Origin of the sequence: Candidatus Phytoplasma ziziphi, assembly GCF_003640545.1 — a bacterium.
GTDB lineage: Bacteria > Bacillota_I > Bacilli_A > Acholeplasmatales > Acholeplasmataceae > Phytoplasma > Phytoplasma ziziphi.
Map to the genome: position 1 here is coordinate 77,068 of NZ_CP025121.1, position 13,194 is coordinate 90,261.

11 protein-coding genes are annotated in these 13,194 nt (G+C 21.1%); all 11 read left to right on the forward strand.

Features of this window, described 5'->3' with window-relative positions:
• Window positions 1-292 precede the first annotated feature (292 nt).
• The gene (locus CWO85_RS00495) at window positions 293-1,006 is read left to right on the forward strand and encodes a hypothetical protein (protein ID WP_121463753.1); all 714 of its coding nucleotides are present in this window, start codon (window positions 293-295) and stop codon (window positions 1,004-1,006) included.
• A 137-nt stretch (window positions 1,007-1,143) separates the two neighbouring features.
• The gene (locus CWO85_RS00500; protein ID WP_121463754.1) at window positions 1,144-1,359 is read left to right on the forward strand and encodes a hypothetical protein; all 216 of its coding nucleotides are present in this window, start codon (window positions 1,144-1,146) and stop codon (window positions 1,357-1,359) included.
• Between the two features lie 557 nt (window positions 1,360-1,916).
• Entirely contained in the window at window positions 1,917-2,900 is a 984-nt protein-coding gene (locus tag CWO85_RS03690) for a hypothetical protein (protein ID WP_201736621.1), read from the forward strand.
• A 74-nt stretch (window positions 2,901-2,974) separates the two neighbouring features.
• Window positions 2,975-3,709: a hypothetical protein gene (locus tag CWO85_RS00510; RefSeq protein WP_201736599.1), complete on the forward strand. Its 735-nt coding sequence runs from the start codon at window positions 2,975-2,977 to the stop codon at window positions 3,707-3,709.
• 1,422 nt (window positions 3,710-5,131) lie between these two features.
• Window positions 5,132-6,793: a DEAD/DEAH box helicase gene (locus CWO85_RS00520; RefSeq protein WP_121463756.1), complete on the forward strand. Its 1,662-nt coding sequence runs from the start codon at window positions 5,132-5,134 to the stop codon at window positions 6,791-6,793.
• 115 nt (window positions 6,794-6,908) lie between these two features.
• Complete coding sequence (locus CWO85_RS00525; RefSeq protein ID WP_121463757.1) at window positions 6,909-8,294, forward strand: TldD/PmbA family protein; 1,386 nt, start codon at window positions 6,909-6,911, stop codon at window positions 8,292-8,294.
• On the forward strand, window positions 8,291-9,622 hold the full coding sequence (locus CWO85_RS00530; RefSeq protein ID WP_121463758.1) for a TldD/PmbA family protein: 1,332 nt from the start codon (window positions 8,291-8,293) through the stop codon (window positions 9,620-9,622). The genes CWO85_RS00525 and CWO85_RS00530 overlap by 4 nt, the downstream gene beginning before the upstream one ends.
• Before the next feature lie 168 nt (window positions 9,623-9,790).
• Window positions 9,791-11,506 (forward strand): DNA polymerase III subunit gamma/tau, encoded by a 1,716-nt coding sequence (gene dnaX / locus CWO85_RS00535; RefSeq protein WP_161554965.1) that lies wholly within the window; start codon window positions 9,791-9,793, stop codon window positions 11,504-11,506.
• A gap of 16 nt (window positions 11,507-11,522) precedes the next feature.
• Window positions 11,523-11,795, forward strand: coding sequence for a YbaB/EbfC family nucleoid-associated protein (locus tag CWO85_RS00540; protein WP_236628332.1), 273 nt, complete (start codon window positions 11,523-11,525; stop codon window positions 11,793-11,795).
• 48 nt (window positions 11,796-11,843) lie between these two features.
• Window positions 11,844-12,368 carry a DNA-directed RNA polymerase subunit delta gene (gene rpoE / locus CWO85_RS00545; protein ID WP_121463761.1) on the forward strand — a complete coding sequence of 175 codons (525 nt, stop codon included), beginning with the start codon at window positions 11,844-11,846 and terminating at the stop codon, window positions 12,366-12,368.
• A gap of 83 nt (window positions 12,369-12,451) precedes the next feature.
• A complete protein-coding gene (locus CWO85_RS00550; RefSeq protein ID WP_121463762.1) occupies window positions 12,452-13,162 on the forward strand; it encodes a CDP-alcohol phosphatidyltransferase family protein in 711 nt (236 codons plus the stop codon).
• Window positions 13,163-13,194: the final 32 nt, after the last annotated feature.

Here is a 13,194-nt window from a genome sequence, read left to right on the forward strand (position 1 = left end):
ATAAACAACAAAATTCTATCTAATATATTACTATAAAATTAAAAAATAATTTTTTTATTAAAATATTAAATAATTATTAACGAAATATTAATAAATTATAAGAAATATACTTAAAATAAATAATTTGTTATAATATTTGCTAATATTCAATTAGGATTAAATTTAAATTTAATTTAGTAAAAAAATCAGAGTTGTATTTAATTAATCTCGATTTATATTTAATAATAAATAATTCTTTGTTTTATTATTAAAATATTATTTATATATTATAAAGATATGAGATAATTTTATTATGAAAAAAAATATAAAAAATATTCAATTAACAAAAATACTTTTAGCTTCTCTTGTAATTTCGGTTTCATTAGTATTATTTCAAATCAATTCCGTTTATTTAGATAAAAAATTTAAGATGCCTATTATTTATTCTAATTATTGGAATTTTTGGCATCTTCCTTTAATTTTTCTATGTTTATTTTTTTCATTAAAAGATACTTTGTTTTTTCTTTTTGTATATATGATATTAGACATTAGTTTATATTCGTGGCCTAAATATGCAATGAGTATACCATATATGTTAGATAAAAGCGGAGGAGCTACAAAGACAACTGCTTTTTTAGTTTTTTATGGTAACTTTATTCCTGTTTTAGCTTATATTTTTATTGCTATTTTTATGGATCTTCGCAAAAATAATTTTAAAAAAATAATAATGTGTTTTATTTTGATTGTTTTAGTACAAAGTATATCAAGAGGATTAAGTGGATACTTATATTGGTACAACGACATTATAAAAACATTACAAAAAAACAATTACACAAAATTATTAAATTGGCTTCAAGATACTCCTAAAATGCAATTTATGACTATTTGGGTATTAAATTTAATTCCTGTTTTGACATCCAATATTACTAATTTTATTGTATTTTTTATTATAAAAAAAAGAGTTATTAAAACTTACGATCTTTATTCTGAAAATTATTCTTTTAAGCAAAATATTTCTAAAAGTTAATATTTAATTTTAACTGTAGGACGCACACGTACTGTTTACTGTTATAAAATTTTATAAATAAATTCATTTTTAATACTGAAAAGACTAGTTAAACAAACTAGTCTTTTTTTTGTTTTTAGTAAAAAGAGGTTTTAAAAATGAAGAATTTTAGACAACATGTAGCGGAAATTGAATCATGTTATTTTAATTTATTTTTTAATCTTCGCTGTATCTCGCTCCATCAACAACAATTAAATTTAAATTATACACTAAGTTATTTTTTATTACTTAAATTTAACTCCATTTTTCAATTAGTTATTGTTTATCAAAAAGTAAATAAAGAAAGAAATTTTAAAAAAAGAGATGAAATTTAAGACTTAAAAACGAATTAATCGATAAGATGGCGTTAATTATATTACTCTTATCAATAAGAGCGATAAAGACTCAATTTTAAAAAAAATAAAGAATTATTTTTTAATTAACAATAACATAATAATTAAAAAAACATTTAAAAAAAGAGTTACTAAACATTTAGTTTAGGTTTCGATGCGACAATGATTATATAACAAATTATCAAATCGGAAATATAACAAGAGAAAGAATTAATTATTTATCAATTAAATTTTAATTAATTAAGAAATGAAAATACAAAATAAAAACAAAATCAAAAACAAGAATTAGTTATTAAAAATGAATTAAAAAAACATTTACATTTTTTTAAAACATTCTATTGTTTTATAAATTATATTATTTGTTTCAAAAACTTGACATTTTATTGAATTAATAATATAATAATAAACAATAATCATATATATTAGCAAAATATTTATTTAATGAAAAAAATATATATTTAGATTAAAAAACCTGTTTTTATATAGGTATTTATTTATCATAAAAAATTTTTTATTAATTTTAAAATATGGAGGTTTTTATGTCTTTAAATGTTATTCCAAATTTAAAAGTTAAATTATTATTTTGTTTATTTCCTTTTATCTTATTTATGATATCTAATCAAGTGTTGGCTTATGAAGACAATGAAATTTACGAAAGAACGATTAGGGGAACTGAGATTGTTCATGTTCTTTTAGATAAAAAAGCTAATAATGATAATGTTTCGAATTATATTAAAAATCATTTTAATTCTTCTTTTGATAATAATGTTTCTAACACTCCTTCTTATAATAAAGAAAGAAATGGCAGTATTCATTGGTATATTAAAGATAATGATAATGATTTATTAGCTGTTTATTTTGATGGTGGTTCTCGTAATGGCAGAAATGAGAATTATGATTTTATCGATCTGAGATGGTTAGGTAACGGTTCTCCTCATATGTATTGTTTTTGGAAAACACCAGAAGTTGATCTTTTACAACATAATGATATTTTGAAAGCAGAACACGCTAAAAATAATGAAAATTTAGGAATTTATTTAATATGGAAAATACCAGGATTAAAAAAAATTACTACCAAAAACATTATGAAAAAAATAGCAAAAAAAGTATCTAGTAAAGCTATTAAGGATTTGAGCGTTGGTAATTTTATAATTACTGGTTTTTCAGAATTAACTAGTGAAAAATTAACGGATCGTGTAGGTGACATTTTAGAACAAAATCCTGACGCTTTAGAAGTAGCTAGTACGATTATTAGTAAATTAGAAAATTTTATAATGGGTTGTACTGACGTAGTTGATGATATTCCGGGAGTGAATAATTTAGCCAAAGGAGGTTTAGAGGGTTGGAAAACCGTAGGAAAAGCTAAAAGTTATCCAGCAAATTTTTTGGAAGGTATTATAAAAGGTGACAAAAATCAAGATTATAAAGAAGTAGAAAATCCCTTAGATTTAGCAGAAAATCTAGCCAAGGGAGCGACTGGAGCTGTAGAAGGGGTTGCCAAAGGCGACTGTAAATACAATTAAAGATATAGGTTATGGCATCGGTGATACTTTATGTAAATTAAAATGGTGGTAAGAAAGTTTTTTTGAAATAAAAGATGAGAAAAATAAATAAAAAAAAATTAATCAAAGATATTATTGTTTTTTTGATTTTGACTTTTATTTTCATTATTGGTGCCTTTGATCATAAAATAGAAAATAAATTCACTTTTATAAGTGTGATAGTCAATATTTCAAAGTTTTTATCAGGATTAATGGCAATCGGATTATTGTCTTATATTTGTTTTAAAATTATGAAAGGAAAAACAATTATTTATAAAGATCCTAACAAAGCTAAAACATTAGACAATATTGCTTTTGGAGAGACTTTTCCCGGTGGTGGACGAAAACCCTTATACTCAAAATATGATATATATGACAAAGAATTTCCTTTAAACAAAAATTATTTTTTACGTAAATTCATGATTTGTATTTCATCTTTGTTATCACTTGTCATTATTTTATTTATGATTAATATTTTTTATAAAATTAATTATTATAAAATTTCTGATAAATTATTAATTTTACTTGTTGTTCTTGTTTTATTATTAGCAATATATGTTATGTTAGAGTTTTTTAGCGATTTATGGTGTTTTTATGTTAAATTTTTTAAATGGCTAAGAATTTTATCATTTTTAGAAAAAGATTTTAATAAAACTATAAACTCACATAATTATTTCATTATCAGTGTTTTTTATTACGAAAAACAAACAAAACAAACAAAATTAAATTATATAATACGTTGTTTTATACTTATATTTATTACAATTCTATTTTTATGGTTTATTGTATAAGTTAAAGCGAAATATTAAAAAAAATAAAAATAATAAATGTTAAAAATTTTAGTTTTTTATATTATAAGTCGTACTGTTATAAATTTTTATAAATAAATTCATTTTTAATACCAAACAGACTAGTTAAAAAACTAGTCTTTTTTTGTTTTTAGTAAAAAAAGAAAATACTCAACTATACCATTTCGTTAAACTATTAAATTAATAACAATTTTATTGTTCTTAATTTATTTAAATAAAAAAAGAAAGTAGAAAATTTTTGAAATTAATATATAAAATAAAAACAAGAATTAGTTATTAAAAATGAATCAAAAAAACATTTACAATTTTTTAAAACATTCTATTTTTTTATAAATTATATTATTTGTTTCAAAAAAATCAACATTTTAAAAATAATAGGTGATAATAGGGCAAAATTACTTTTTTATTATTTAATATTAAAAAAATTATTTTATTAAATTTTTGAAAGAATATAAAAAATGGCAAGAAAAAAATAGAGGCTTTGGAAATTTTTTGACATATTGAGTGCTTCCTGTTACCGCTATTGCTATATCTTTTATGTGGTATTTAGCTAAACAAGATTATTTAAATTTTTTATTTTCGCCTAAAACAACAAAACCAAACATAACAATACTAAGCGCTAAACTAATAATTTTCTATATTATTATATTAATTCATTTTTATAAAAAACTCAAAATCAAAAAAGATCTTTTTTTATTATCGGATCAAATTAATTCATTTATAAAAAAATATAATTTATATCATTCTATTTTTTATTAATTACAAAAAATAAATCAAACTATTTTTTGGATAAATAGTTTGATTTAAATATAACTTTTTAACTAATTCTATTTTAATGAAGTAGGACATTTTAAAATTATTATAAAACTTAGTTTATGATCAACTATGTTTTTTTATTTCGTAAATGAAATAAAAAAATAAATGAATTTAAAATCAATATTTATCCATATATTTTAAATTATTATTCGAATTTTAAAATTGGATTCAACAATTAATATTATATATTTTGGTTTTGTTAAAAAATAATGTATAATATTATGAAAGATATTTAATTAACTTAGAAATATAGAAATTGTAAATTTATTATTTTTTTGTTGCCTGAAATTAATATTTTTGGATTATAGCGATGTAGAGTTTGTTATTGGTTGATATAGAATAAATTTATTTTAAATTAAAATAAAATATATTATTTTTCCTAAAAAAATTTATTTATATTATTTTCAGAAATGCAATTTTAGATAATAAAATTTAATATTAATAAAATTTTATTTTATTTTTTTATTCTTTTCAGTAATAAAAAGAATAAAAAATTTCAAAATAATTTTTTTATTACAAATGAATTACTAAATATTTTTAATGAAAATAAATATTTTTATTTTTAATAATTAGCAAGGGAAAAATGAAATGAGTATTTTATTCAAAGATTTAAATTTATTAAAACAAATCCAAGACGCTTTAGAAGAGTTAAATTTTGCGACTCCTACACCAATTCAAGCTTTAGTTATTCCAGAAATTATAGAAGGGCACGATATAATAGCTCAATCACAAACAGGAACAGGTAAAACCTTTTCTTTTGCTATTCCTATTATTGAAAAGATTGACCCTAAAGTAAAAAAAGTTCAATCTTTAATATTATGTCCTACAAGAGAATTAGCATTACAAGTATTTTTAGAAATTCAAAAATTATTAAAATTTTATTCTGAAATGAAAACGATTGTTGTTTATGGTGGAGAAAGTTATATAAAACAATTTCAAGAGTTAGACAAAAAACCACAAATTATTATTGCTACTCCTGGAAGAATAATAGATCTATTAGAAAGAAAAAAAGTAGAATTATCATCAGTAAAAATCTTAACTTTAGATGAAGCTGATGAAATGTTAAAAATGGGTTTTCAACAAGCTGTCGAAACTATTTTATCTAAGATTCCAGCAGAAAAACAAACTATTTTATTTTCGGCTACAATGCCTGATGCTATTCGTGAAATAGCTTTTAAATATCAAAAAAATCCTAAAATTTTAAAAGCTAAACAAGATCAAATTGTTGTCAAATCAATTGAACAATTTTATTTTGTTATAAAAGAATTTGATAAAAATAAACTTTTAGTAAGGCTTTTAGATCAAAAAAATCCTGATTCAGTAATTATTTTCGCTAATACTAAAAGAGATGTAGATACGATTTTAAATTATTTACAAGATAAAGATTTTTTAGTAGATGCTATTCATGGTGATTTAAAACAAAACCAAAGACAATATGTCATGAATAACTTTAGAAAAAAAAATATTAAAATTTTAGTTGCTACCGATGTTGCTGCTAGAGGTATAGATATTTCTGATATTAAAATGGTTATTAATTATGATTTGCCTCACGAAGAAGAAGTTTATGTTCACAGAATCGGTAGAACAGGAAGAGCTGGAAAAACAGGTTCAGCTTATACTTTTGTCGGTTTAAGAAAAGTTTTTCAATTCAAGAAACTAATGAATTATTTAAAAGAAACAATAACTTATTTAAATGTTCCGACGGTAGAAGCGATTCAACAAGAACAAAATAAATTTTTCGAAGAACAAATTTTACATTTAATACAAGAAAATCAAAAAACAGAAACAAAAGAAAATCCTTTTATTGATACTTTATTAAAAGACAAAGAACCTAAAGAAATTATTTCTGCTCTTTTACAACATTTAGCTCCAAAAAATAAAAATTACGAACATATATCAGAACCAAAAATTTGGAAAGGAAATGATTTTAAAAATTCTTATTCTAAATCAAATAATTTTTCAAATGACTTTAATAAAACAAATAATAATTACAACAACAGTTACAATAAATTTAATAAAAAACCAATGACAGAGTTAATTATTAATTTAGGAAAAAATGACGGTATCAATCCTTCATTGCTTTTAAAATTATTAAAAGATAAATTTAATATTTATAGCAAAAATATTGGAAATATAAAACATTTTCATAATAAGACTGTTTTCGAAATTCCTATGAATTTAGCTAAACAAGTTCAATCTCAAAATAATGTTTCTTATAATAATAAAATTTTGCAAATTCAAATGAAATAAAAAATACCAATTTATTTAAAATAATTAAATTAATTTTTAAGATTAAATAAAATAAAAATATTATTTATTTATAAAAAAATAAATAAAATTATAAAAATTAAAGGAAATTATTTTTATGTTATCAAAAAATGAAATTCAAGAGATTTTACAAATAGGATTGAATAAAGGTTTTGATTTTATTGAATTATTTTTTGAAGATAATATCTCGAATTCCTTAATAATTATAGATAAAGAAGTGGTGAGTTACCGTACAAACTATATTTTTGGATTAGGTATACGTTTATTAAACAAAATGGATGAAATTTATATTTATACTAATAAAATAGAATATAAATATATAGTTTCTTTAATAGAAGAACAAAAAAATGTTAATAATGGCGAAGTAATTACAAAAATAATTCCGCTTGGAGAATCTAAAAACATAAACAATAATATAAAAATTAATTTTAATAATTGGACTATTTCTGATAAAATTAATAAAATGATGAAATTATCCAGAATTATGAAAGAATATGATTCTAAAATTATTCAAAGTATAGTTAATTTTGAAGAAAAAGAACAAAATATTTTAGTTACTAATTCTAAAGGTGTTTATCAAAAAGATTTTCGACCTTATATTATGTGTTCTATGACAGCTGTTGCTAAAGATGAAAAAAATATGGAAGAATTTAATGAACATCATGGACGTTCTATGGGTTTAGAAATTTTCGATCTTATAGATTTTGAAAATACAGCTACAAAAACAGCTAAAAAGGCAATTATGTTATTAACGGCCGAAACAATTAAACCTCAAACTATGACTTTAGTTATTAAAGGTGGTTCAGGAGGAGTTATTTTTCATGAAGCTTGCGGTCACTCTTTAGAAGCGACTGCTATCGCTAGAGGATTATCCCCTTTCTGTGATAAAATAAATAAAAAAATAGCTTCAGATGTTGTAACTGCTTATGATGATGGTACTATTCAAAATTCTTGGGGAAAATTAAATTTTGACGATGAAGGCCACCCAACACAAAAAAATATTTTAATTGAAAACGGAATATTAAGAAATTATTTAATAGATTATCGTAATAGCTTAAAAATGAAAATGAAAGCTACTGGTTCATCCAGAAGACAATCTTATAAATATTCACCTACTTCTCGAATGAATTCTACTTACATTGCTGCTGGCAAAGATACACCAGAACAAATTATTAAAGATACTAAAAAAGGTTTATATGCTGAAAGTTTTGGTGGCGGAACAGTTATGACTACTACAGGAGAATTTAATTTCATGGTTAAATCTGGATATTTAATCGAAGACGGAAAATTAACTAAGTTTGTTAAAGGAATGATATTAATAGGAAAAGGACAAGATGTTTTATTAAAAATTGACCGTGTCGCTAATGATTTAGATTTGGATCAAGGATATTGTGGTTCTGTTTCTGGATATGTACCTGTAGATTTAGGTCAACCGACTATTAGAGTTCAAGATATGATTGTCGGAGGAAGTCAAAAAAAATGATTAACAATAATAATATAAATTATAAAAAATGGTTTAATACAGCTTTATCTCAAAATTTTGAAGCTTTAGAAATTTTAACTGATAGAAAAAAAAGCATAACTGTAAATTTAGAAGATGGTAAAATTCACGAACATGTTCAAAATGATGTTTTAGGAACAACTATTAAAGGTTTATTCCAAAACAAAAAGTCTTCTATGTATTTAGAAAAAATAGATGAAACTAAAATGGAAGATATTTTAGAAAATCTTAGAAATCAAATTTCAGTTTTAAATATTAAAGAAAAAGATATTATTTTTGAAGGTTCTCCTTCTTATCCTATGGTTAATAATTCTAATTTTGATTTTTCACAAATTAATATTCAAAAAAAATATGATTTATTATTTCAATTAGAAAAAGAATTATTAAAAAGTGTTTTATTAAAAAAAATCGATACTATTTCTTATGACGAAACTTACTTAGAAAATAAAATAGTTAATTCTAAAGGGTTAAATTTAGAAGAAAAATTAAGTTTTTTAACTATTTCTGTTTCTTGTGTTTTTCAAAAAAATGAAGATATAGAAGAAATTTATGAATATTTTGTAGTTAAAGAATTTGACAAATTTGATATTCAAAAATACGCTGAAAAAATAATATCTTTAGGAGAATCGAAATTAACATCTCAATCTTTAAAATCTAAAACTTATCCAGTTGTTTTTTCAAATAAAATTTTTGCTAATTTTTTAAAAAATTTTAGTTCTATTTTTAACGGTATGAACGCTTATCGTAATTTAACTAAATTAAAAGATAAACAAGGCACTACAATAGCTTCTCCAAAAGTTACTTTGATTGACGATCCTTTATGTAAAGAAGCGCTTTGTCAATATAAATTTGATGATGAAGGAGTGGCTTGTTATACCAAAAAAATTATTGATAAAGGTGTTTTTCAACAATTTATTCATAATTTAAAAACATCACTTATTTTTGATGTTAAACCTACTGGTAACGGTTTTGATAATTCTATTTCAATGACTAATATGTATTTAGAAAAAGGAACCAAAACTTTCGAAGAAATGATTTCTTCTATCGACGAAGGTGTTTATATCGATTATATCATTGGTTTTCATGCAGGAATTAATGATATAAGCGGAGATTTTAGTCTCCAAGCGGCTGGTTTTAAAATAGAAAAAGGTAAAATCACTAAACCTGTTAAAATGATTATTGTTTCTGGTAATTTTTTTGATATTTTATTAAATTTAAAAGAAATAGCTAACGATTTAGTATTTCAAGTTTCAGGTTTCGGAAGTCCTAGTGTTTATGCTGGAGATTTAACTATTGCTGGTGAAAATTAATTAATTAAGTGTTTTTATAAATTTTAATTTTTTTTAATTATTAATATATAATTATGTCATAATTTAATATATAGCGTTTTAAATAAAACATTTTATAAATTAAAATTAAAAATGTTCAAAATATTTTTTAAAATTATTATAAAAGGATTTTTTTTAGCAAAAAAAGATATGAATTATCAAGCCTTATATCGAAAACATAGACCTAAAAATTTGAAAAATATAGTCGGACAAAATATAATTATACAAGTTTTAAAAAATGCTATTAAATATCAAAAAATTCATCATTGTTATTTATTTAGTGGCGATAAGGGGATCGGAAAAACTACTTTAGCTAAAGTTTTTTCTAAAGCTATTAATTGTTCTTGTTTCCTTGCAAAAGAAGATTGTTGCGCAAATAATAATAAAGATGTTTGTAAATCATGCGCCGCCATTGATCAACAAGCTACTTTAGATGTTGTCGAAATTGACGGCGCTTCTTATAGCGGTGTAGATGATATTAGAGAATTAAAAAAACAACTACATTATAAATCTAATTTATTAAAATATAAAATTTATATTATTGATGAAATTCATGTATTATCTTCTAACGCTTTTAACGCTTTATTGCAAATATTAGAAGAACCATCTTCTAATGTAGTAGTTTTTATTTTAATTACTAGTGAATTTAATAAAATTCCTAAAAATATTTTATCTCGCGCTCAACATTTTCGTTTAAATAATATTTCTTACGAAGATATACAAAATAGATTAAAATTAATAGTTTCTATAGAAAATATAAATATATCGGAAGAAGCTTTACAAAAAATCTCTTTTTATTCTAATGGTAGTTTAAGAGATTCTATTAATTTATTAGATCAAGTTCGTTCTTATAAAAATGATATTATCGAAGAAAAAGATATTGTAGAAATATTAAGCATAATTTCTGAAAAAAAAATCGCAAAATTATTTCATCTTTTATTCCAAAATGATGTAAAAATTCTTATTTCTTTTTTACAAGAAATTTTAGAATCTAACATAAATTATGTTCTTTTTTTAAATGATTTTATTAATTTTGCTTTCAAAAAAATAATTAATTGTTATGAAAATCCTGAAGAAAATTTTCATTTTTTAAAAAAATTGAATTTTCAAACCAAAGAAAAATTTTTCCAAAAATTATCAGAATCACAAAATAATTTAAAATCATCCGAACATAAAAAATATTTATTAATTATTTGTTTCATTCAAATTCATGATTTATTAACAACACAAATAAATGTTCCTAAAATAGAAAATTTGAACAAAATTAATAATAATTCGTTAATAAAAACAAAAGATACAAATTTTAAAAAAGAATTATTTCCGAAAAATAATTATAATTATAATAATATAGAAAAAAAAGAAAAAACATTTAAACAAGCTTTTTTAAATGATATTATTAATATTTTGATTTCGCCTAATAATGAAGAAATAAATTTAATTTGTAAAGGATGGAAAAAATTAGAAAATTATCCTATTCCTAAATTAGCTGGTATTGCTAGATTATTATACCAATCGAAAGCATTATTAATAAATTTTAATAAAGAGTTTCTTTTATCATGTGAAAACGAAGAAGATTATAAAATATTATTAAAAAACGATAGTAGAATACAAATTGAACAAATTTTAAATGCTAAAAGAAAATTAATCAATAAATATTTTGTTATTTTAAATAAAGATTGGGAAAAAATAATAAAACCTGTTTATTTAAAATTTTTAGAAACTAAAAATAAGGAAGATTTAAACTTAAATTCTTTTGAAACCGATTTTTATGAAAAAAATTCAACATTAAAATTAAACGAAGGAATTTTTATAGAAAAAGCTAAAGAATTATTTACTAGTGAAAAAGTAAAAATTATTCATGAATAGGATTTTATATATGAAAATGTTTGATAAATTAAAAAAAATTCAAGAAAACATAGATAAAGAACAAAAAAAATTAGAATTAAGAGAATTTACTTCAAAAGTAGGCGATATCGTTATCATTATGCAAGGAACAAAACAAGTAATTGATGTTTCTATCAATAATTCAGATTTAATTAATAATTTAGATTTAATTCAAGAAAGTATTTTATTATCTTTCAATGATGTTTTAAAGCAAGTAGAAAAAGCTTCTCAAGATTTACTTATAAAAGCTGCGAAAGATTATGATTTTTAATTTTTATAAAATAAATAAAAAAATAATTTTTAAAAGAGGTTATTAATTTTGGCAAAAAATAATAAAAAAATTGATTCATCAAGTCCTATGATTGATATTTCTTATCAAATTTTATCTCAAAACAAAGAACCCATGCATATCCAACAAATAATAGAAGAAGTTTTCAAAATTAAAAAACTAGATATAAATAATAAAGACATTTGCGTTCAATTATATTTAGACATTGTTTCTAGTGGTTGTTTTGTTTTTTGTGGAGATGATCTATGGAATATTAAAGCGAATAATTTGCATTTTTGGGATAAAGATGTTTTTGTCAACCCAAATGAACAAAAAATAGAAATTCCAAAAAATTTAGAAAAAGAAATTTTAGATTTTAATGAATTTGATTTAAAACCAAAATCAAATGAAGAAAATAACGAAAACGAAGAAGAAAAATTAAACGATATACCTTTAGATAGTTTAGATATAAATGACGAAAAAGAAGAAGTAGAAATTGATGATATCGAAAAAAATAAAAACAACGAAGAAGAAGATGAATATATAAATGATTATGAAGAATATTTTTATAAATAATAATTTAAAATTATTAAATTTTTTATTTACTTAATTAAACAAATTATATTTAAATTAAAAAATTTAATAATGGAGAATTTATTATGTTTTTAGGTTTTTATAATTACGCTGTTTATTTAACTTATTTAAACGCATCATTTAGTTTATTAGGAATGTTTTGCCTTGTTTATCAAAAATTTGATCCTGAATCTATAAAATTAGCTTCTATTTGTATATTATTATCTGGTATTTGTGATATGTTCGATGGAAAAATAAGTAATTTACAAAAAAAACGTTCTATACGAGAAAAAAAATATGGCATTCAAATAGATTCTTTAGCAGATGTTATTAGTTTTGGTATTTTACCTATTTTTATAGGATATGGATTATTCTATAATATAAAAAAAATAAATCATAATTTCTTATACTTATTTATCTTTATAAGTATTTGTTATATTTTAACTGTTTTAACTAGATTAGCTTATTTCAATGTTCTTGCTGAAGAAAATTCTGACGATAAAAAACCAAAAACAAATTTAAATTTTTTTGTAGGTGTCCCAGTCACTTTATCTTCTGTTATTTTTCCTTGTTTAATTTTATTTCAAAATATAATATTGACAAAAACAAATTATGACACAAATAAAATTTCGAAAATATTTTTCGCAACATATTTATTTATTATGTGCCTATTGTCTTTTTTATTTATTTTTGCAAAAATTAAATTTCCGAAAATTAAAAATATTATTTTTTTAATATTTACATGTTTATTATTTTTTGTAATAATATTAAATTTAATCATATTTAAAAAAACATAAGAAAGAGGGATTAGTTTCTTTATAAAAAACAT

Excerpts from the sequence above, each read along its gene's own strand:
- CWO85_RS00540 (WP_236628332.1), top strand. The coding sequence starts at position 11,523 with ATGTTTGATAAATTAAAAAAAATTCAAGAAAACATAGATAAAGAACAA.
- CWO85_RS00495 (WP_121463753.1), top strand. The coding sequence starts at position 293 with ATGAAAAAAAATATAAAAAATATTCAATTAACAAAAATACTTTTAGCT.
- CWO85_RS00525 (WP_121463757.1), top strand. The coding sequence starts at position 6,909 with ATGTTATCAAAAAATGAAATTCAAGAGATTTTACAAATAGGATTGAAT.
- CWO85_RS00550 (WP_121463762.1), top strand. The coding sequence starts at position 12,452 with ATGTTTTTAGGTTTTTATAATTACGCTGTTTATTTAACTTATTTAAAC.
- CWO85_RS03690 (WP_201736621.1), top strand. The coding sequence starts at position 1,917 with ATGTCTTTAAATGTTATTCCAAATTTAAAAGTTAAATTATTATTTTGT.
- CWO85_RS00500 (WP_121463754.1), top strand. The coding sequence starts at position 1,144 with ATGAAGAATTTTAGACAACATGTAGCGGAAATTGAATCATGTTATTTT.
- dnaX (WP_161554965.1), top strand. The coding sequence starts at position 9,791 with ATGAATTATCAAGCCTTATATCGAAAACATAGACCTAAAAATTTGAAA.
- CWO85_RS00510 (WP_201736599.1), top strand. The coding sequence starts at position 2,975 with ATGAGAAAAATAAATAAAAAAAAATTAATCAAAGATATTATTGTTTTT.
- CWO85_RS00520 (WP_121463756.1), top strand. The coding sequence starts at position 5,132 with ATGAGTATTTTATTCAAAGATTTAAATTTATTAAAACAAATCCAAGAC.
- CWO85_RS00530 (WP_121463758.1), top strand. The coding sequence starts at position 8,291 with ATGATTAACAATAATAATATAAATTATAAAAAATGGTTTAATACAGCT.